This is a genomic window from Salimicrobium flavidum (genome assembly GCF_900156645.1).
In the GTDB taxonomy this organism is placed as follows: Bacteria; Bacillota; Bacilli; order Bacillales; family Halobacillaceae; genus Salimicrobium; species Salimicrobium flavidum.
Window position 1 is genome coordinate 224,848 of the sequence record NZ_FTOC01000001.1, and the last position, 19,668, is coordinate 244,515.

Consider the following 19,668-nt stretch of genomic DNA (forward strand, 5'->3'; position numbering starts at 1 on the left):
CATGGAAAAGACTGTTATAGTCGCCGGTCTGGGGTTGATCGGCGGCTCTATTGCTATGAATATAAAGAAAAATGATGGTTTCAAAGTTATCGGGTACGATGAAGACCGGCAAAGCCTGGAGCTTGCCTACAGACAGGGAGTAATCGACGAAATCGCAAGCGATCTTTTTGATATGCTTCCGAGAGCCGATGTGTTGTTTCTGGCACTGCCGATAGCTCCCACCATCAAAGTGATTGAAGAGCTCCAGAATGTCGCTCTACATAAAAATCTTTTGGTCACTGATGTTTCTTCAGTGAAAAATGGCGTAATGGCAGAGGCGGCCGAACTTTCAAATGAATATATCACATTTGTAGGCGGGCACCCTATGTCGGGTTCTCACAAGAATGGCTTTACGGCAGCTAAGCCCCATTTGTTTGAAAATGCGATTTATGTTCTTACACCTGCTTCTGATAATAACGAGGGAGAGGGGGTCGCTTGCATAAAACAGTTGTTAAGTGAGTCGAAGGCGCGTTTCATCACGCTGTCTCCAAAAGAACATGACGAAATGACTGCAGTCATTTCTCATTTCCCTCATTTGATCGCTACTTCTTTAGTACATCAGGCAAGAAAGTGGGAAGATACCCATCCTGAACTCAGAAATTTAGCTGCAGGAGGCTTTCGTGATATTACGAGAATTGCTTCAAGTAATCCTCCCTTATGGCAGGATATTTTTTTTCAGAATAAACATCAGTTGTTACCGATGTTAGAGGACTGGATTGAGGAGATGTCCCAACTGAAAAGATATTTGGAGATGGGATCGAAGGAGGAGACACTCAAATACGTCACAGAGGCGAAGGTGTATAGGGATGGATTGCCTGTTAAAGAAAAAGGAGCGATACCTGCTTTTTATGATATTTTTGTAGATATCTATGACCAACCCGGAGCTATTCATAAAGTGATAGAAATATTGGCTACGGCTGATATTAATATTAAAAATATTGAGATCCTGGAAATACGTGAAGGGATCACCGGTGTGCTTCGAATAAGTTTCCCTTCCGGAAGAGAACAGGAAGAAAGCGCTAATCTGCTACGAAGCAAAAATTACGAAGTCGTTATAGAACAATGAACGGATCAACAGAGGGGAGTGAAGAAATATGAGAAGAAAGCCGGTATCAAATGGACTTACAGGGAATTTGCGTGTCCCGGGCGATAAATCGATTTCCCACAGATCCGTGATATTCGCCTCTCTGGCAGAAGGAAAATCAATGATCAGAGGGTTTCTGGATGGCGAAGATTGCCTGAGAACTGTTGAGGTCTTCAGAAACATGGGAGTGCGAATCGACCGGGAAGGAACGGAGTTGACGATTCATGGAAGAGGTGTGAATGCTCTCGAAGAACCGGTGGTACCTTTGTATTTCGGTAATTCTGGAACTACCGCACGACTCATGAGCGGAATATTGGCTGGTCTACCGTTTTTCACGACTGCTTATGGAGATGATTCCCTCAGTAATCGACCGATGGACCGAGTAGTTCAGCCTCTTCGTCAGATGGGCGCGTCCATTTATGGAAGAGAAGATGGGAAGAAGCTTCCACTCGCGTTCGATAATTCCGCATTACAAGGAATAACCTATGAACTTCCTGTGAAGAGTGCCCAGGTAAAATCCGCTGTGCTTTTGGGTGGGATGCTCGCAGAAGGGAAGACTACAGTTATCGAAAAGGGGCCCACTCGTAATCACACGGAAACGATGCTCCCTGAGTTTGGAGTTGAAGTGAATAAAACCGGTCTCGAAGTGAGCATCGAAGGGGGACAGAGGTTAAGAGCCTCGGATATTAATGTACCTGGAGATATTTCTTCAGCGGCTTTCTTTATAGTAGCCGCTGCTATTGTGCCAGGTAGCAATGTCACAATAAAGCAAGTGGGGCTCAATGAAACGAGAAACGGGGTTATCCAGGTTCTGGAAAGAATGGGTGCATCAATATCAGTAACAATCACTGAATATATTGGAAAAGAACCTGTCGGGGACGTAAACGTACAAAGCAGTTCCTTAAAGGGGTGTGTCTTTGAAGGTGAAATCATCGCTAATCTGATTGATGAAATACCTATCCTCGCTTTAGCTGCGACCCAGGCTGAAGGGGAGACGGTCATTAAAGATGCCAAAGAATTGAAAGTGAAAGAAACTGATAGAATTATAGCTGTATGCGATAACCTCAGAGTGATGGGGGCTGAAATCACCCCGACAGAAGACGGTATGATCATTCAAGGACCTACACCTCTTTGCGGAGGAGAGGTGACGTCTGTAGGTGATCATCGAATCGGAATGATGGAAGCGATCGCTTCATTAATCACTGATGGGGAAGTAGTCATCCATCGCCCGGAATCGATCAACATTTCTTACCCAGGATTCTTTTCCGATTTGGATTTCTTGCTGGAAAAATAAGTGAATCCTGTTGCTAACGTCTTCTTATGATATTATTATCATGAAGGCGTTTTTCTTTGATGCACAATCAGTATCCTTGAATGCTGAAGCATATTCGTTTATCATAGTTCTGTTATGAACAAATACGACCCATGTTTGTAGGAAGGGTGTAATATATGGAGGAAATTCAAAAGGCCGTCCATCAAATGGAAGAAAATCAAACGGAAGCTGCGCTTCAGACGTTACAGGAGTATTTACCTGAAGCTGATGAAGAAGAGAAATTTACCATAGCAGAACTCTATATGCAATGGGGGATGCTGGAAGAAGCGAAGATGATTTTAAAAGAATTTTTGCAACAGTATCCGAAAGAACAAGAGATAATCGTGATGCTTGCCGAACTCCACGTTGACCTTGAGGAGGATATGGAAGCGATCGATCTGCTCAATAAAATAGAGCCCGAAGATGAGATGTATTTGCAAGCGTTGATGCAAGTGGCAGATTTATATCAGACACAAGGTCTCTTCGAAGTAGCTGAAAGTAAGTTGCTGACCGCAAAATATTACGATCCTAATGAACCGGTCATAGATTTTGCCCTCGGAGAGCTTGCTTTCTCCAATGGTGAATACAACAAAAGTATCCCTTTTTATGAAAACGCACTGGAACACTCCCGGGTCATCGGAGACATTGAAGTTGCTACCAGACTCGGGGAAGCACATGCCGCGACAGGTGGATTTGAAACTGCTCTTGAATACTTTCAGGAGGTTGAAGAAGAAAATCCTGACGTTCAGTTCCGCTATGGCTTTATTGCAAATAAAGCCGGTAGGAATGATATAACTATCCAGGTATGGGAAGACCTTCTGAAGAAAGATCCATATTATCAATCAGTTTATCCATTATTGGCAAGGGTATATGAGGAAGAAGGGATGGCTCAGGAAGCGCTGGAAAAGGCGAGAGAAGGCCTGAAAAAAGATGAATTCAACAAGGATTTGTATTATATGGCAGGGTTCCTCGCCCACAAGCAAGGAGATAAAGAAGCCGGATATCAGGCTATGAAAGAAGCGGTTTCTTTGGATCCGGGTTACAAGGAAGCGGTACTGTTTCTTCTCGAAAATTATAAGCAGGAAGAAAATTATGATAATGTGATTGGATTGCTTGAGGATATTCAGAATATGGGAGAAGTAGATCCCTTATATGACTGGGAACTGGCTCAGGCTCATAGGGAAGAAGAGAACTTCGAGAAAGCTTCCGATTACTATGAAAACGCCTATACTTCCTTCAAGGAAGATACAGAATTCCTGGAAGATTATGGATATTTCTTAGTGGAAGATGGTCAAAACGAAAAAGCAGCTTCCGTATTCAAAGAATATCTTACATTTGAACCATCCAATACAGAAATCGAAGAGTTCTTAGAGAGGTTAGAAGCATGAAATCCTTTCCTGGGGAGGTACAGTAAGTGAAAGTGTCAGTATCACTTGCGGAAAAAAAACAGTTTTTGCGCTGGTTTTTAAACAATCATTTTCTGAAGAATTGGGAAGGGCGATGGATATTAAATTATCTACTTAATGAAGAACACGCCTTGACGAATGTTAAATTCATTCAGCATGCAGAATTTTGTCCGCGCGGTCTCTACCTGTCAAGCAAGAGCGAAAACGGCTCCCCACTGATGTTTTATAAAGGTAAAATATCTACGATAGACGGTAGCAAACCTTTCCATGATATCCGGATGAATAATTTTGAGACCATGTATGTCGAATTGGATTACGAAAGTAATGAGCAATGCAGTATGCTAGCGCTAGTGGAAGAAGAAAACCCTTTCTTACCGGAAGATTTCCATAGTAATGAAAGGGAAAAGAACCTTGCCGGTGAGTGGCTCGACCATCAGCTGATACTGAACCAGAAAGAAACTCTGCTCAGTAACATCGACAAGGCCCTGGACACGAAAGATGAAGTGCTTTTCAAACAGTTATCTGAGCAATATACAGATTTGAAAAACAGAATGAAAAAGCAGGGGATGGAATAATTGCCTCTGCTTTTTTATCTTGCTTGCGAAGGCTTCCTTTTGTAAACTTACTCTAGAGGAGGACGGTAACATGAGATGGTCACAAAATGATCTTGACCAATTCGTTGATGAAAAACAATACATAGACACTCTATTCATCCCCTTGATACCGATACATACTTCAGGTGATGATAAAATGGTAAGTTCTGCTTTTCAACATGAGTTGAATAACCTGTTCTCAAAAATTATTGAGGAACAATTCAAAGGACGGATAGTTCTTGCTCCGACTTATAACTATATAGGTGAAAACGTGGAAAATGAAAAAGAAAGGCTGAATCAATGGATCGATTCGTTTTCAGAGCAATCCTTTAAGTACATTTTCCTCTTCAGCTTTGACAGAAATTGGAGAAAAGAAGAGAAAGAACTCAAAGGAGAATTGTTATGGTTCCCGGGCCTTCGAAAGGGTGATCTGCAATCTACGGAAACGCAGTCGTTCGTTAAAGAACAAGCTAGAGAAATAGTCGAAATCATAAAAGAGACCTGGGAGTGAATATTACTCCTTTTCATGGATAATTCATTGACCGGACAGGCTGTTTGCGCTATCATGGTAATGTCCTAGTAAAATATTTGTAAACTATCCATGAACATCGGGTCAGTATAGAGGGGGGAAAAGAATGAGCGAACCAAAAAAAGTATCCCGTCGTCAATTTTTAAACTACACACTAACCGGGCTTGGCGGTTTTATGGCTGCAGGAATGATGGCTCCAATGGTCAGATTTGCCATTGACCCCGTATTCAAACCCTCCGCGGCAGGTGAATTCACATCCGTAGCTGATGTGGAGGAGCTTACGAATGAACCGCAGCGTTTTGAGTGGGAGATTGAACAGGTGGATGGCTGGTATGAATCTAAAGTCCAAAAATCAGCTTGGGTGTACAGAAATGAAGATGATGAAATAGTGGCTTTGTCGCCGGTTTGTACCCACTTGGGTTGCACTGTGGACTGGGCATCTAACGAAGAATATCCGAATCAATTCTTCTGTCCATGTCACGCAGGTCGTTACACAAAAGACGGTGTCAACATACCTGGTACACCACCGACTGCACCGCTTCCGGTTTATGAATCAAAAGTGGAAGAAGGCATGTTGTACTTAGGTCAAGAAATTGCGAGATAAGGGGGGCGTAGTTCATGCTGCAAAAATTATATGATTGGGTCGATGAGCGTGTAGACGTCAACCCGATATGGCGTGACATTGCTGATCACGAAGTACCGGAACACGTGAATCCTGCATATCACTTTTCAGCTTTTGTTTACTGTTTCGGTGGACTTACATTCTTCGTTACGGTAATTCAAATTTTATCAGGTATGTTCTTAACGATGTATTATGTGCCTGATATTGAGAATGCATGGAATTCAGTTTATTATTTACAGATGGAAGTAGCTCACGGTCAGATTGTTCGTGGTATGCACCACTGGGGAGCCAGTGTTGTTACGGTGATGTTATTTTTACATACACTCCGGGTGTTCTTCCAGGGAGCCTATAAGAAACCACGGGAACTTAACTGGATCGTAGGTGTACTATTATTCTTCGTCATACTCGGTTTAGGTTTCACAGGTTACCTGCTTCCGTGGGATAACAAAGCCTATTTTGCAACACAGGTAGGACTTGAAATAGCTGCAGCTACTCCGGTGATCGGAGATCAGCTCCGGACACTGCTTGCAGGAGATCAGACGATTGTCGGAGCACAGACTTTAACAAGGTTCTTTGCTATCCATGTATTCTTCCTTCCTGCTGCATTGTTTGTTCTGCTAGGAGCACACTTTGTACTGATCAGAAGGCAAGGTATTTCAGGACCGCTATAAAAATTTAGCGTAACAAAAGGAGGGATAGCTGTGCATAGAGGAAAAGGAATGAAATTTGTCGGGGATTCCCGTATCAAGGCGAATAAAACCCAAAATGTGCCGAAGGATTATTCGGAATATCCTGGCCGTACAGAAGCTTTCTGGCCGAACTTTCTGCTCAAAGAGTGGTTGACCGGATCGGTATTCCTGATCGGATTCTTAATATTGGTGGCAGCCCACCCTTCACCGCTTGAGCAACAGGCGGATCCGACGAATGCTTCTTATATTCCGCTTCCAGACTGGTATTTCCTGTTTATTTATCAAATACTTAAATATCAGTTCGCTGGTGGGGAGTATATCGTCATCGGTGCGATAGTAATGCCTGGACTGGCGTTCGGTGCGTTGCTCTTAGCTCCGTTTCTCGACCGTGCACCGGGACGAAGGGTATCCAAGCGACCGATTGCTACTGGACTTATGCTTCTCGGTGTGGCTGCAACCATCTGGCTCACATATGAATCGGTTTCTTCTGTCGATTATCAACAGCGTGCTGAGGACTATACGGTTGACGTAGCAGCCCAGGAAACGGAAGTGGAAGTGAATACGGATCACGCAGGTTATGGGGCATATGAAGCAAACTGTATGTCCTGTCACGGTGAACAATTGCAAGGTTCCGGTAATAATCCATCTCTACTTGCGACTGAAAAGTCAGTAGAGGAAATACAGGACATTGCCGTGAATGGTATCGGTAGTATGCCGGAAGGGATTTTCGGTGGATCTGACGAAGAGTTGCAACAACTCGCAGAATTCGTAAAAGAAACTGCTGAAGCTAATAGCGGAGGCGGTTCTGGCGGAGGCTCCGGCGGAGGTTCTCACTGATATTCACATTGGAAACAAGTCGTGCTTCTTTGCACGGCTTGTTTTTTTAATAAATTGGTTCTGTTATCGTTCATTATTGATTTCAGAACGAAGGGTAGAGACGCCTGAGGGACGAGTATGAAAGGAAAATCACCGGAATCGAACGTAATAAGATTCTGATAGTCTGCCGTCTTGCCGGCGGGAAGCGTCCGCCTGAATATTTATGTTCAGGGTAGCCAATAAAATAGAAAAGATGATGCTTCATTTTTTTGATTGAACATAGGGTTCCGATCATCACTTCGATAGGAGCCGACTTTTACATAAAGAAGGGGCATTGTTGATGTTGAACTACATATTGAATTCCAGATTATTTTTACTTTCATTATTTTTTGTGAACTTCTTTGGCACACTTTACGGGTATATTTGGTATCTCCCACAGTTACAAAGAACTGACCCTGTTTTCCTTATATTCGTACCGGACAGTCCTACGGCGAGCCTTTTTTTTACATTAGCTATAGGTGGTTGGCTGCTGGGTAAACATTTCCGTCTTATAGAAGCTCTTGCTCTGATTACTCTAGTGAAGTATGGACTATGGGCGGTTGCTATGAACATTCTTACACTATTAGTGGAAGGGTCGTTGCCGTGGCAAAGTTACATGCTGATAATTTCACATGGAGCCATGGCACTTCAAGCATTGCTATATATGGGGAAATACACGTTCTCCTATGTTCATGTCGCGATCGTCGCAGTTTGGACACTGCACAACGATATTATCGATTATGTCTTTGAGCAGATGCCTGTATATCCTTCTATCAACCAATATATGAACGAGATAGGATATGCGACGTTCTGGCTAAGCATCTTTTGCATAGGACTCGCCTGGTGGGTCGTGAATAGAAAACAGAGATCTATAGGAAAAGCATAGCTATAAAATGATTGAGCGAAAATGTGGTAGTATTTATGTTTGAAACACTGATTTTGCCAGGAGTTCATAGACTTCCCGGGAAACAATGCATTGTTGTGGACACCGAATGCCATTATAGGTACAATAATGATGTAACTAATATACTTGGGGGTAGAAAAAGAATCGTGAAAATGCAGAGAGAACACCTCTATGAATGGAAGAACAAAAGTATGAAAAGAGACACTATTGGTGAGGACAGGGGGATTACTTTATGATGAGTTTCATTATCTACTTTGCGATCCTTATGATTCTGCCACTATGGGCACAGTCAAAAGTCAAAAGTACGTATAAAAAATATTCGAAGATCACTACTTCCTCGCGTATGAGTGGAGCAGAAGTAGCTCGTAAGATATTGGATGATAACGGTTTATTCAACGTCAGTGTTGAAGAAGTGAAGGGGAGTCTCACGGATCATTATGATCCCCGTAAAAAAGTTGTTCGCTTGTCGACGCACAACTATCATCAGGCTTCACAAGCCGGTGCTGCAGTAGCTGCTCACGAAGTGGGACACGCTATTCAGGATGCGCAGGAATATGCATTCCTGAAGTTCAGAAGTGCTCTCGTACCGATTGCCGGTTTCGGTTCCAACATTTCCATCTTCTTAATTATCGGTGGTCTTTTGTTGGATATGCAAGGACTATTACTTTTCGGGATTATCTTCTTTGCAGCCGCAGTACTCTTTCAGCTTGTCACCTTGCCGGTGGAATTCGATGCTTCGAACCGGGCGATGACCCAGCTTATATCGACAGGGATCATCAAGAATGACGAAGAAAAGAGTACCAAAAAAGTACTGAATGCAGCTGCTATGACATATGTAGCGAGTGCGCTTGTCGCTCTGGCGGAACTGTTACGTTTCGTGTTCATGTTTATCGGGATGAACCAGGATTAAATGCTACACTCATATAAAAAAGTAGCGGAACGCTTGATTCCGCTACTTTTTTTGCATTTTATTCTTATGATTACTCAAGGGTCGATGGGATTTTTATTTTCATCCAGTGTGAAGCCTTCCCCGATAACGTCATGGACATGACTGACTGCAACAAATGCATGAGGGTCGATAGATTCTATGATCTGTTTCATTTTAACGATTTCCAAACGACCTACAATGCAATAGAGAACATCCCTCTTTTCGCCGGTGAACGTACCGCGTCCTTCGAGGGTGGTTATTCCTCTGTCCATTTCAACAATTATTTTGCTGGCTATATCCTCACTCCTGCTTGAGATGATGGTAACGCCTCTGGCTGCATAAGCGCCTTCCTGAATGAAATCGATGACCCTTGCACTAATGAAGACGGCTACAAGCGTATACATACCACGGATAGGATTCAGATATGTAACGATTGAAGTGAAAATGACGAAGCTGTCAAATACGAACATGGCTTTTCCCATACTCCAACCGAAATGCTTGTTTACGAGTCTTGCGATGATATCGACCCCTCCTGTTGTACCGCCGTACCGGAAGATGATGCCGAGACCTACTCCGATGAACACTCCGGCAAATAGTGCCGCCAGTGTCAAATCGGAAGAAAGGTCAAAAATGATCATATAGGTTTGAGAAATCCAGATGAACACAGAAACCGCGATGATACCTAGCAATGTGTAAAAAAACGTCTGCTTTCCGAGTGTCTTCCATCCAATCAGCAGGATCGGAATGTTCAGAACGATGTTCATCACTCCAGGGTCTAGGTCGAATAAGTACAATAATAGCAGTGTGATACCTGTAAACCCACCTTCGCCCAATTCATTTTGAATATTGAAGTGGACCAGGCCGAATGAAAAAATAGCGGAACCGAATAAAATGAATATAATGTTTTTCCATTTAATACCTATTTTTTTCAATGAATGTCCTCCTTTTCTGAACACCTACTCTTAAATTATAAGGAAAGAGAAAAAGACTTACAATAAAAGTGAGAAAGATTTGTCAAATCGACGAGTTTTAGCTACCATTTAAGAAGATGTTTAATAAAGGAGTCGGATGTTGTGAACTTATCGACACAAGAAATGCAGAAAAGGGTAGACCAGTACATATCTCAGTTCAAAGAAGGTTATTTCTCGCCACTCAGTATGCAAGCCAGACTTTCAGAAGAAGTCGGAGAACTTGCGAGGGAAGTGAATCATGTATACGGTGAAAAACCGAAAAAAGACACTGAAGCTGAAAAAGCCTTGGAAGAAGAGCTGGGAGATGTTTTGTTTGTATTGACCAGCTTCGCCAACTCTCTGGATATAGATTTATCAGAAGCGTTTGATTTGTCCATGGGTAAAATCGAAACAAGAGACAAAGACAGATGGACGAAAAAGGAGGAAGAGCGATGATCGATGTTATTGTTGCAGGACCGAGAGGGAAGATGGGTACCGCTGCTCTTGAGATGATTGCAGAGGAAGAAAACCTGAATCTGGTAGGGTGTATCGATCGTAAGAATGATCAAAGTCGTGTGAAAGATATCGAAGGACTTCCGGCTTTTGATGCACTCATTTATGAAGACGCAGAACAGTGTCTTAGGGAAACAAAAGCGGACGTGCTCATTGATTTGACTACTCCTGAATTCGGATACAAGCATACGAAAGCTTCCTTGAATCATGGCGTAAGGCCGGTTGTAGGTACTACAGGCTTCACTGAGGAACAACTACAGGAGATAACTGAGCTGTGTGAGGAAAATAAATTAGGAGCTGTGATCGCCCCTAATTTCGCTACAGGAGCAGTCCTGATGATGCAATTTGCCAAATGGGCTGCCAAACATTTTCCGGACGTTGAAATTATTGAAAAACACCATGACCAGAAACTGGACGCACCTTCAGGGACAGCTGTCAAAACAGCTCAATTGATAAAAGAGGAAAGAAAATCCAAGAGGCAAGGGCATCCTGACGAAAAAGAAACACTACAAGGGGCCAGAGGCGCGGATATGGATGGTATGAAAATCCATAGCATGAGACTCCCGGGTCTTGTAGCTCACCAGGAGGTCGTGTTCGGAGGCGAGGGACAGACGCTGACAATCAAACATGATTCCATGAATCGTGCATCTTTCATGTCCGGGGTAAAACTTTCCTGCGAAAAAGTCATGGAGATCAATACACTTGTTTATGGGCTCGAGCACCTTTTGGAATAAAAGACTCTACGTAGTATGAAAACAGTGGAAGTTGAGAGAAAGGGGAGCAGAAGATGCATATTGCACTTATTGCCCATGATAAAAAGAAGGATGATTTAGTCAACTTTGTTCAAGCGTATTTGCCCGTGTTCGAAAACCACACCCTCTATGCCACAGGGACTACTGGTGCAAGAATCTCTGAAGCGACCGGGCTTGATATAATCCGGTTCCAGTCAGGACCTATTGGGGGGGACCAGCAAATAGGTGCAAAAATCGCCGAGGAGGTCATGGACATGGTAATATTCTTCCGTGACCCATTGACGGCTCAGCCGCACGAACCTGACATCAGTGCTTTGCTTCGATTGAGTGATGTCCATCAGGTCCCTTTGGCAACCAATATGGCAGGAGCAGAGATGCTCGTCCATGGAATTAATAGAGGAGATCTTGATTATCGAAAAATCAACAAAGAGTCTAATTGAAATAGTAGGTGACTGATATGGCGAAAATAGGGATTACCTGCTATCCGACTGTAGGCGGATCAGGGGTTTTAGCGACAGAACTGGGAAAGTTTCTTGCAGAAAAAGGGCATGAGATTCACTTCATTACGACTCAGATTCCATTTCGTTTAAATAAAATATATCCAAACATTTATTTTCATGAAGTGGAAGTGAATTCTTATCCTGTTTTTCAACACCCTCCCTACGATCTGGCTCTGGCCAATAAGATGGCGGAGGTAGCAAAACGGGAAGGCCTTGATTTACTCCATGTCCATTATGCTATGCCACACGCAGTATGCGCGATCCTCGCAAAGCAGATGTGCAGCGATCTGGACCTGAAAGTGGTCACTACATTACATGGTACGGATATTACGGTTCTCGGGATTGATGACAATCTGAAACAGCTGATCAAATTCGGTATTGAAAAATCAGATGCAGTCACAGCCGTCTCCCGAAGCCTCGTTTCTCAAACAAGAAGTATGCTTAAAACGGATAAAGATATGCACGTTATCTATAATTTCGTGGATGAACGGGAGTATCAAAATATAGATACGGCCAACCTCAAAAGCCAGTTTGATATACAGGAAGATGAAAAAGTGGTTATTCATGTTTCTAATTTCAGAAAAGTTAAAAGGGTGGATGATGTAGTTAAATCTTTCCATCTTATCCAACAAGAAGTGAAAGCCAAGCTTATCCTTGTCGGGGATGGTCCTGAGTTCAACCATGTGTATGACCTGGTCAAAAGCCTTGGAATGGAGGAGAAAGTGCTCTTTGTGGGTAAACAGGAACGCGTTCAGGAATTGCTGTCTATTGCGGATTTGAAATTATTACTCAGTGAAAAGGAAAGTTTCGGACTTGTCCTGCTTGAAGCTATGGCTTGTGGAGTGCCTTGCATAGGCGCAGACGTCGGAGGCATCCCCGAAGTGATCGAAGATGGTGTCGATGGATTCATTGTAGAAGTCCAGAATATTAATCAGGTGAAAGAAAAAGCATTGGAACTGCTCACAGATCCTGAACAAAGCAGCGAATTTTCGAAAAATGCGGTTCGTGCAGTGAATGAGAAATTTTCCGCAAAAAAAATAGTAGGTCAGTACGAAAGGTTATACGAGCAGGTGTTACATGGTGAACTATGATGAGCATCCTTTATTGAAACGTGCAGCTGAAGTGATTTCCATCATTGAAGAACATGGGGGAGAGGCTTTTATAGTCGGAGGATGTGTGCGGGATTATTTTCTCGGGCACGAGATGAAAGATGCTGATATAGCTACTTCTCTACTCCCGGAACAAATTATGGATATCTTCGATAAAGTGATCCCTGTCGGTTTGGAGCACGGCACGGTCATTGTCAGGCATCACTCCCATTCTTTCGAAGTGACGACGTATAGAATGGAAGAGGATTATGAAGATTACCGTCATCCGAACCGGGTATATTTTGTCACGTCTATTGAAAAAGATCTTTCGCGCAGAGATTTCTCAATGAATGCTATGGCCTTGGCGGTCAATGGTGACATAATCGATCCTTTCCGCGGTCAGAGAGCGATACAGGAGAGAAGAATTGAAACAGTGGGAGCTCCGGCGGAACGTTTCGCAGAAGATCCGTTACGTATGATGAGAGCTATTCGTTTTTCGGCCCAACTCGATTTTTCTATCGATCATTCAGTAACAGAGGTTATAACTGAAAAAAGGAATCTCCTGCAATTTTTGTCGGTGGAACGCTTAGCATCTGAGTTCGGAAAAATGATGACTTCCCCTTTCTATAGGAAAGGATGGAACTATCTGTTGGCGACTAAAAGCTTTCAATATCTGCCTGTCTTCCAGGATCACCCCGCTTTAGTCCAACGTGAACCTCTGGTGCTTCTTTCAGATTGGGGAGAGCTGATCGGCTTTTATCACCTGTCGTATGAAGATGTATCTCCGGAAGAATGGGTGTCCGCCTGGAGGTTGTCTAATCAGGTGAAAAGGAAAGCGAAAAAAATCACTGAAGCTGCGCAAATGTATCAACGGGAAGGTATGAGCGGATACATGCTTTATAGGCTCGGAGGAGCCTACATAAAGAGTTGGGAGAATGTTATGCACAGTCTGAACTACTCTCTGCCTGAAGACCCGACGATCAAGTATGCTTCTCTCCCGATTCATTCCCGGGCGGATCTGGATATAGACACTTACGAGTTGTTCCGACTGTTCCCTGAACGTAAAAGAGGCAAGTGGATAGGGGAATACATTGATTATTTACTTAGAATTGTTGCAGAAGGAACCTCTGCAAATAATAGAGATGAGTTGATAAAATGGGTGAAAGAACGGGATCGACAAAAAGGAAACTGATTGATCTTTTCAAAGAAACGGAGGATTACCTGTCCGGTCAATGGTTGGCTGATACCTTGAGTGTATCGAGAACAGCGGTGTGGAAGAATATCAAAGAATTGGAGAAAGAAGGATTTCTGTTTGAAGTAGTCAAGAAAAAAGGCTATAAACTTGTAGGGACGTCCCCCGGCATTTCTCCAGCATCTATTCAATCAACACTAAACACAAAGGAGATAGGCCGCACTTTCTACCATTTTACTGAAGTGAAATCCACTCAGGAAAAGATACATACGATGGCAAAAGAGGGATATCCAAACGGAACTGTAGCGCTGGCTGATGAGCAGACTGCAGGGAAAGGGAGAATGAAACGGGACTGGAACTCGCTGAAAGGGAAAGGGATATGGATGAGTCTGCTCCTGAGACCATCCATACCCCCTCAGAAAGCGCCCCAATTAACCCTCGTGGCAGCTACGTCAATCGTTAACGTGTTACAAGCGTCAGGAATAGAAGCAACGGTCAAGTGGCCGAACGATTTGATGATCGGTGATAGAAAAGTGTGTGGTATATTGACTGAAATGAGAGCCGAACAGGACTCGATCGATTACTTGGCACTCGGAATTGGATTGAACGTGAACCAGAGCCTTGAGGATATGCCTGTGGAACTTGAACGAAAAGCTACTTCCCTGTATATGGAGACAGGGGAGGAGAGGGTTATTAGTGAAATTGTAACTGAACTGTTGAATCGTTTAGAATACGAGTTGAACCGTTACTTCGAGCTGGGTTTTTCCCCTTTCCAAGAGGAATGGGGAAAGATCGGTTATAAAGTAGGCCAATGGGTTTCTGTATCGACATGGGGGGAACCCTGGCGTGCAAAAATCGATCGGATGGAAGCGGATGGTGCTCTGATGGTTCTTGATTCTTCAGGGAGAGAGCATCAACTCTATTCCGCAGAAATTCTGTGGAATGAAAACTATTAAGACGTATCAGGAAAGAAGGGGTAAATGTGAGTACCTATGCCGTAATCGACTTGGAGACAACTGGAAATGCTCCTGCCCGGGGAGATAAAATCATAGAAATAGGTATAGTGGTGATGAATGAAAATACTGTAGTGGAAGAGTTATCGACATTCGTCTATCCCGAGGCAGACATCCCTTCCTTCATCAGCCGATTGACCGGTATTACGGATGAACATGTACTGGATGCCCCGCTTTTTTCAGAAATCGTTCCTGACTTGAAACGGATGCTCGACCAGGACTACATAGTCGCTCATAACATAGATTTCGATTTGACATTCATCAACGATTCTCTTCTCCATTTAGGGGAAAATGAAATAACATCGAAAGTGATAGATACCGTGGAGCTTTCACGGGTATTGTTCCCCAAAGCTTCCGGCCATAAATTATCCGAGCTATCCGACTATCTGGATTTGAGTCATGATCAGCCCCATCGTGCTATATCCGATGCCAGGGTTACTGCAGAATTATGGACGATTTTATATGAGAAACTCAAAGAGCTTCCTGAGAAAACCCTGTTATATCTTCTGAAACTCTCCACTTCTTTCAAAAGTGATTTGAAAGCAGTACTTAACGACCTGCTTATGGAAAAAAGGTATAAGGTTAATAATGAAGAGAGGAAAGGGTATGACATTTGGGAAGGCCTCCCTGTCCGGCCTATGAGTCATGAGCTTTCAGAAAAGAATGATGGCCATACCGTTCCGGACTGGCAAGAATGGAAAGACTTCATGTTTGAATCCTCTGAAGGATTGCGAAGTGTAATCGACACTTATCGATTACGGAAAGAACAACAGAAAATGGCTGAATCAATTCGTGAATCTTTTCTGAATCATCAGTCCGCTTTTATAGAAGCCGGTGCAGGGATCGGGAAGTCCATGGCTTATGTTTTGACGGCTGTGCACACATCCTTACAGAGCAATAATCGTGTTCTTATTTCCACTTACACAAATGCTTTGCAATCTCAATTAGCCCAAAAAGAGTTGCCTCTTTTACAAAAAATCTCTCCTGTACCTTTCACTTTCGCTACTCTGAAGGGTAGTGAACACTATCTGAGTCTTGCGCATTTCCGCTATGAGCTGGAGTACGGTACACTCGATAATTATGATGATGTATTAACGAAGGCGATGCTTCTGGTCTGGATATTAGAAACAGAGATGGGCGATATTGAAGAAATCCAATTGCCTTCGAATGGGTACAAATTTTGGCGCAAAGTGTCTGCGGACCAGAAAGGGAAAGAACTTTCCCTGTCGATGGGGGATTATTCGTATTATCATAAGGCTTATGAAAAAGCGAAGCAGGCGGATATTATTGTCACGACTCACGCACTGTTTTGCTTCGATTTATTGAAAGATGAGGAATTTATTCCGAACTGTCGTTATGCTATTATTGATGAAGCACACCATTTAAAGAGCGTCGCCTCCAAATACTTTGGATCGCGCCTGTATTATCCTGCTGTGCAGCAATTGTTTTCTCAATGGAAAGAGCTGTTCGAACCGTCTTATTATCAGAATATATCTCTGGATAAGAACAGGAAGATAGCTTTGCTGAAAGCATGCACGACCCACATTGATAATGCCAAAACAGAATGGGCCGATCTCTCTTCTTATTTTGCCGATTACGCAGTGAAGCATCGCATCACCTTTTCATCCGACACCGGTAAAGTTCTATTCGACTTTCGTGGTCATAGTTCGGAACGATTTCTACAAACGGTGTCTGAAATGTGCGCACGTCTGCTTAAAGAATTGAATGAACTTATTCGAAATACGGAAACGTTGATGAACGAAATGCTCCTGCAGTTGCAAACGAAGGAAAATCGAGACATTACCGTGCTGCTTACACGTCTTGATTACCAGTCGGGATATTATAAGGAATTGTCTCAGGATATAGAAAACACTTTTCTGAAGAATACGTCGAATCCTGTATGGGCGGAGCTCGACCTGAAACATCCTCAAGGGACCCTGACAATCGAAAGCGAAAGCTATCGACATTCTGAACAGCTGGCTCTTCGTCTGGAATCCGAAAAGGACAGTATCATTTATACAAGTGCTACTTTGGCAGCCCGGGGTTCGTTTGAATATATAAAAAAACAATTAGGGCTTCAAAAAGTGACAAAGGAGGAAATCATCCCTTCTTCTTATGACTACGAGAAACAGATGAAGGTAGTAGTTCCTTCTGATATGCCATCCGTGAAACAGAAAGGGGATGAATTCTTGTATGCGGTCGGAGAGTTGATTCTTTCTATCGCTCTGAAAACCAATGGAAGAATGCTTGTTCTTTTCACGTCATACTCGATGCTGAAGAATGTCTATCACATTTTAAAAGAGTTCCAGGAACTCGACTCTTACCAACTGATCGCTCAAGGAATAACCAGCGGCAGCAGAGATCGGCTGAAGAAGGAGTTTCAGACCCTGGAGTCTTCCATTCTCCTTGGCACAAACACATTTTGGGAAGGGATAGATATTCCCGGCGAGGACCTCAGTTGTCTTATAATGGTTAAGCTTCCTTTTGATCCTCCCTCACACCCGGGGCAGCAGGGCGAAGAAAATCTGTGGATCGAAAAAGGAGAAAACCCTTTCATGGAGCTTACCCTTCCTAAAGCTATCATCAGATTTAAGCAGGGAGTAGGTCGTCTGATTAGAGGAGAGGAAGACAAAGGCCTTTTGATTATCCTTGATCGGAGAATTGTAGAGGCAAGTTATGGAAAATATTTTGTCGAAGCTCTACCTAATAGAACTGTTTATGAACCGACTACCAGAGATATGTTGGAACGGTTTCATGAATTTCTGCCCATTGACGCTCCTGAAAGAAAAGATTAACCTTTATATGATATCAGTTTTTGTGACAGATGGAACGGGGAGTGAATCATGAAAAAACAGGAAATGATTTCAAGTTTGGAAGTGGACTACTCAAAAGATTTGTATAGAATTACAGATATGTTGAACAAATCACTTAAATCAAAAGGTGTAATAGTCGGTTTGACTTTGAAAAATGAGGATACGGCGGTATTGACAGTATATGAAACCTAATTACTTATGGTGGATCGCCGGGTCACTGGCAGGTATACTTTTAATTGCAGCTTTATTATACGGTATTTTTTATAACATATTAGATGATAGGCGAACGGAAGGGATTCCCTCATCCATCGATACAGTAGAATCCCAGGTAGAAGGTGTAGAAGTCAACGAGAGTTATACTTTTAATGGGGATTTTCCCGTTCACATTCTTTACGCTTCCGGTGAGGAGCAATCCATGATTTACTATGTGAATCCGGATGAAGGGACGATTGTCGACCGGGTTCCTCAGAACGATCAAATGGAAAAAGCGGACATCCGGGAAACCTGGAATAATAATTGTGGGCAATGCAAGTTCACACATATCCAACCTGCATATAAAAATGATCGTCCCTTATGGGAAATCACGTATACAGATAGTAAGGGAAGATATGGGCTTGCATATTACCATATGAGTAACGGGGAAGAGTATCAAAGGTTTTCTTTCAAAAATAATGAATAGAGAGGGGAATTTATTATGGAATTGGCACAAAGAGTACAATCGCTTACTCCTTCTAGTACACTGGCAATCACCGCGAAAGCGAAAGCACTAAGACAACAAGGACATGACGTTATCGCGCTCGGGGCGGGAGAGCCGGACTTCAACACACCTGAGTATATTCTGGACGCTGCCAAAGAGTCAATGGATCGGGGGATGACAAAATATACTCCTTCAGGCGGTATCCCTGAACTGAGAAAAGCGATAACCGAGAAATTGAAAAGAGATCAGCAGCTCACCTACGACGAAGATCAGGTGGTGGTTACGACAGGAGCTAAACACGCTCTTTTCACTTTGTTTCAAGTGCTTTTGAATCCCGGAGATGAAGTGGTCATCCCGGCTCCTTACTGGGTGAGTTATCCTGAGCAGGTCAAACTTGCCGGAGGGAAACCGGTATTTGTCAAAGCCCGTGAAGAGAATGACTTTAAAATTACCAGGGAACAGCTGGAACAAGCAGTGACCTCTAAAACAAAAGCTGTAATTATCAATTCTCCTAGTAATCCGACAGGAATGATGTACTCCCGGGAAGAGTTAAGTGAAATCGGAGAAGTGGCAAAAGAAAAAGATATACTCATCGTTTCCGATGAAATTTATGAGAAACTCATCTATACCGAGGACCCACATGTGTCTATAGCACAACTCTCTGAAGATTTGTACAATCGGACCATTCTGATCAATGGGGTATCCAAGTCCCATTCCATGACCGGGTGGAGAATCGGCTACGCAGTCGGGAACAGAGATATTATAAAAGCCATGACCAGCATGGCATCCCATTCCACCTCTAATCCTACATCGATTGCACAATATGGAGCGTTGGCTGCCTATACGAATGGAGAAGAAGAAGTGGAAAAGATGCGTAATGCTTTCAGTGAGCGTCTCGATGCTTTTTACGACAAACTGATCGATCTCCCGGGAATAAGCTGTGTGAAACCGAAAGGAGCCTTTTATCTATTTCCGAATGTGAAAGAAGCGGCTTCGAATTGCGGATTTTCGAACGTGGATGAATTTGTGAAAGCTCTCCTGGAAGAAGAGAAAGTAGCTCTCGTACCCGGCTCCGGTTTTGGAGCTGAGGAGAATGTGCGGCTATCTTACGCAACTTCTATGGAAAATTTGAATGAAGCAGCAGAAAGAATCAAGAAATTTATTCAGAAACATCAATAGTAAGGAAGGG

Annotated in this window: 22 protein-coding genes; 21 read left to right on the top strand and 1 reads right to left on the bottom strand. The window is 43.2% G+C overall.

All coding sequences use genetic code 11. The annotated features are described in order from the left end of the window. Window position 1 precedes the first annotated feature (1 nt). The 11 genes from BW944_RS01200 (at window position 2) to BW944_RS01250 (ending at window position 8,943) form a co-directional block, all read left to right on the top strand. Window positions 2-1,105, top strand: a complete 1,104-nt coding sequence (locus tag BW944_RS01200) for a prephenate dehydrogenase (protein WP_076556510.1) — start codon at window positions 2-4, stop codon at window positions 1,103-1,105. 28 nt (window positions 1,106-1,133) lie between these two features. Further along, window positions 1,134-2,417, top strand: coding sequence for a 3-phosphoshikimate 1-carboxyvinyltransferase (gene aroA / locus BW944_RS01205; RefSeq protein WP_076556511.1), 1,284 nt, complete (start codon window positions 1,134-1,136; stop codon window positions 2,415-2,417). A 155-nt stretch (window positions 2,418-2,572) separates the two neighbouring features. Further along, a complete protein-coding gene (locus BW944_RS01210; RefSeq protein ID WP_076556512.1) occupies window positions 2,573-3,823 on the top strand; it encodes a tetratricopeptide repeat protein in 1,251 nt (416 codons plus the stop codon). 26 nt (window positions 3,824-3,849) lie between these two features. Then, window positions 3,850-4,416 carry a ReoY family proteolytic degradation factor gene (locus BW944_RS01215; protein ID WP_076556513.1) on the top strand — a complete coding sequence of 189 codons (567 nt, stop codon included), beginning with the start codon at window positions 3,850-3,852 and terminating at the stop codon, window positions 4,414-4,416. A 70-nt stretch (window positions 4,417-4,486) separates the two neighbouring features. Then, window positions 4,487-4,945 carry a DUF2487 family protein gene (locus BW944_RS01220; protein ID WP_076556514.1) on the top strand — a complete coding sequence of 153 codons (459 nt, stop codon included), beginning with the start codon at window positions 4,487-4,489 and terminating at the stop codon, window positions 4,943-4,945. 124 nt (window positions 4,946-5,069) lie between these two features. After that, entirely contained in the window at window positions 5,070-5,567 is a 498-nt protein-coding gene (locus tag BW944_RS01225; RefSeq protein WP_076556515.1) for a QcrA and Rieske domain-containing protein, read from the top strand. 14 nt (window positions 5,568-5,581) lie between these two features. Beyond that, a complete protein-coding gene (gene qcrB, locus BW944_RS01230) occupies window positions 5,582-6,256 on the top strand; it encodes a menaquinol-cytochrome c reductase cytochrome b subunit (protein ID WP_076556516.1) in 675 nt (224 codons plus the stop codon). Between the two features lie 30 nt (window positions 6,257-6,286). Continuing rightward, on the top strand, window positions 6,287-7,111 hold the full coding sequence (locus BW944_RS01235; RefSeq protein ID WP_076556517.1) for a menaquinol-cytochrome c reductase cytochrome b/c subunit: 825 nt from the start codon (window positions 6,287-6,289) through the stop codon (window positions 7,109-7,111). Between the two features lie 319 nt (window positions 7,112-7,430). Further along, window positions 7,431-8,015 carry a lipoprotein heptaprenylglyceryl N-acetyltransferase LhaT gene (lhaT, locus tag BW944_RS01240; RefSeq protein WP_076556518.1) on the top strand — a complete coding sequence of 195 codons (585 nt, stop codon included), beginning with the start codon at window positions 7,431-7,433 and terminating at the stop codon, window positions 8,013-8,015. A 35-nt stretch (window positions 8,016-8,050) separates the two neighbouring features. Next, complete coding sequence (locus BW944_RS01245) at window positions 8,051-8,269, top strand: hypothetical protein (protein WP_076556519.1); 219 nt, start codon at window positions 8,051-8,053, stop codon at window positions 8,267-8,269. Further along, window positions 8,269-8,943 carry a zinc metallopeptidase gene (locus BW944_RS01250; RefSeq protein ID WP_076556901.1) on the top strand — a complete coding sequence of 225 codons (675 nt, stop codon included), beginning with the start codon at window positions 8,269-8,271 and terminating at the stop codon, window positions 8,941-8,943. Before BW944_RS01245 ends, BW944_RS01250 begins: the two co-directional genes overlap by 1 nt. Before the next feature lie 74 nt (window positions 8,944-9,017). Here the strand turns inward: BW944_RS01250 and BW944_RS01255 are convergent, their stop codons facing one another. Further along, on the bottom strand, window positions 9,018-9,893 hold the full coding sequence (locus BW944_RS01255; protein WP_076556520.1) for a YitT family protein: 876 nt from the start codon (window positions 9,891-9,893) through the stop codon (window positions 9,018-9,020). 162 nt (window positions 9,894-10,055) lie between these two features. Between BW944_RS01255 and BW944_RS01260 the strand changes: the two genes are divergently transcribed. From BW944_RS01260 to BW944_RS01305, 10 genes are read left to right on the top strand one after another with little or no spacing between them, the layout of a single operon-like run. Next, window positions 10,056-10,367, top strand: a complete 312-nt coding sequence (locus BW944_RS01260) for a nucleotide pyrophosphohydrolase (RefSeq protein WP_076556902.1) — start codon at window positions 10,056-10,058, stop codon at window positions 10,365-10,367. Beyond that, on the top strand, window positions 10,364-11,158 hold the full coding sequence (gene dapB / locus BW944_RS01265; protein WP_076556521.1) for a 4-hydroxy-tetrahydrodipicolinate reductase: 795 nt from the start codon (window positions 10,364-10,366) through the stop codon (window positions 11,156-11,158). The genes BW944_RS01260 and dapB overlap by 4 nt, the downstream gene beginning before the upstream one ends. A gap of 53 nt (window positions 11,159-11,211) precedes the next feature. Then, the gene (gene mgsA / locus BW944_RS01270; protein WP_076556522.1) at window positions 11,212-11,616 is read left to right on the top strand and encodes a methylglyoxal synthase; all 405 of its coding nucleotides are present in this window, start codon (window positions 11,212-11,214) and stop codon (window positions 11,614-11,616) included. 17 nt (window positions 11,617-11,633) lie between these two features. Continuing rightward, the gene (bshA, locus tag BW944_RS01275; RefSeq protein ID WP_076556523.1) at window positions 11,634-12,767 is read left to right on the top strand and encodes an N-acetyl-alpha-D-glucosaminyl L-malate synthase BshA; all 1,134 of its coding nucleotides are present in this window, start codon (window positions 11,634-11,636) and stop codon (window positions 12,765-12,767) included. Continuing rightward, complete coding sequence (locus BW944_RS01280) at window positions 12,754-13,956, top strand: CCA tRNA nucleotidyltransferase (protein ID WP_076556524.1); 1,203 nt, start codon at window positions 12,754-12,756, stop codon at window positions 13,954-13,956. The genes bshA and BW944_RS01280 overlap by 14 nt, the downstream gene beginning before the upstream one ends. After that, the gene (locus tag BW944_RS01285) at window positions 13,920-14,912 is read left to right on the top strand and encodes a biotin--[acetyl-CoA-carboxylase] ligase (RefSeq protein WP_076556525.1); all 993 of its coding nucleotides are present in this window, start codon (window positions 13,920-13,922) and stop codon (window positions 14,910-14,912) included. The genes BW944_RS01280 and BW944_RS01285 overlap by 37 nt, the downstream gene beginning before the upstream one ends. 26 nt (window positions 14,913-14,938) lie before the next feature. Further along, window positions 14,939-17,764, top strand: coding sequence for an ATP-dependent DNA helicase DinG (gene dinG, locus BW944_RS01290; RefSeq protein WP_076556526.1), 2,826 nt, complete (start codon window positions 14,939-14,941; stop codon window positions 17,762-17,764). A 48-nt stretch (window positions 17,765-17,812) separates the two neighbouring features. Further along, window positions 17,813-17,974, top strand: a complete 162-nt coding sequence (locus BW944_RS01295) for a DUF4264 family protein (protein ID WP_076556527.1) — start codon at window positions 17,813-17,815, stop codon at window positions 17,972-17,974. Next, window positions 17,964-18,461 carry a hypothetical protein gene (locus tag BW944_RS01300; RefSeq protein ID WP_076556528.1) on the top strand — a complete coding sequence of 166 codons (498 nt, stop codon included), beginning with the start codon at window positions 17,964-17,966 and terminating at the stop codon, window positions 18,459-18,461. Before BW944_RS01295 ends, BW944_RS01300 begins: the two co-directional genes overlap by 11 nt. Before the next feature lie 15 nt (window positions 18,462-18,476). After that, window positions 18,477-19,658 (top strand): pyridoxal phosphate-dependent aminotransferase, encoded by a 1,182-nt coding sequence (locus BW944_RS01305; protein WP_076556529.1) that lies wholly within the window; start codon window positions 18,477-18,479, stop codon window positions 19,656-19,658. The last annotated feature ends 10 nt before the right edge of the window (window positions 19,659-19,668 follow it).

Bases quoted from the DNA above. Each gene is read 5' to 3' on its own strand.
- BW944_RS01200 (WP_076556510.1), top strand. From the start codon at position 2: ATGGAAAAGACTGTTATAGTCGCCGGTCTGGGGTTGATCGGCGGCTCT.
- aroA (WP_076556511.1), top strand. From the start codon at position 1,134: ATGAGAAGAAAGCCGGTATCAAATGGACTTACAGGGAATTTGCGTGTC.
- BW944_RS01210 (WP_076556512.1), top strand. From the start codon at position 2,573: ATGGAGGAAATTCAAAAGGCCGTCCATCAAATGGAAGAAAATCAAACG.
- BW944_RS01220 (WP_076556514.1), top strand. From the start codon at position 4,487: ATGAGATGGTCACAAAATGATCTTGACCAATTCGTTGATGAAAAACAA.
- BW944_RS01225 (WP_076556515.1), top strand. From the start codon at position 5,070: ATGAGCGAACCAAAAAAAGTATCCCGTCGTCAATTTTTAAACTACACA.
- qcrB (WP_076556516.1), top strand. From the start codon at position 5,582: ATGCTGCAAAAATTATATGATTGGGTCGATGAGCGTGTAGACGTCAAC.
- lhaT (WP_076556518.1), top strand. From the start codon at position 7,431: ATGTTGAACTACATATTGAATTCCAGATTATTTTTACTTTCATTATTT.
- BW944_RS01245 (WP_076556519.1), top strand. From the start codon at position 8,051: ATGTTTGAAACACTGATTTTGCCAGGAGTTCATAGACTTCCCGGGAAA.
- BW944_RS01250 (WP_076556901.1), top strand. From the start codon at position 8,269: ATGAGTTTCATTATCTACTTTGCGATCCTTATGATTCTGCCACTATGG.
- BW944_RS01260 (WP_076556902.1), top strand. From the start codon at position 10,056: ATGCAGAAAAGGGTAGACCAGTACATATCTCAGTTCAAAGAAGGTTAT.
- dapB (WP_076556521.1), top strand. From the start codon at position 10,364: ATGATCGATGTTATTGTTGCAGGACCGAGAGGGAAGATGGGTACCGCT.
- mgsA (WP_076556522.1), top strand. From the start codon at position 11,212: ATGCATATTGCACTTATTGCCCATGATAAAAAGAAGGATGATTTAGTC.
- bshA (WP_076556523.1), top strand. From the start codon at position 11,634: ATGGCGAAAATAGGGATTACCTGCTATCCGACTGTAGGCGGATCAGGG.
- BW944_RS01280 (WP_076556524.1), top strand. From the start codon at position 12,754: ATGGTGAACTATGATGAGCATCCTTTATTGAAACGTGCAGCTGAAGTG.
- BW944_RS01285 (WP_076556525.1), top strand. From the start codon at position 13,920: ATGGGTGAAAGAACGGGATCGACAAAAAGGAAACTGATTGATCTTTTC.
- BW944_RS01295 (WP_076556527.1), top strand. From the start codon at position 17,813: ATGAAAAAACAGGAAATGATTTCAAGTTTGGAAGTGGACTACTCAAAA.
- BW944_RS01300 (WP_076556528.1), top strand. From the start codon at position 17,964: ATGAAACCTAATTACTTATGGTGGATCGCCGGGTCACTGGCAGGTATA.
- BW944_RS01305 (WP_076556529.1), top strand. From the start codon at position 18,477: ATGGAATTGGCACAAAGAGTACAATCGCTTACTCCTTCTAGTACACTG.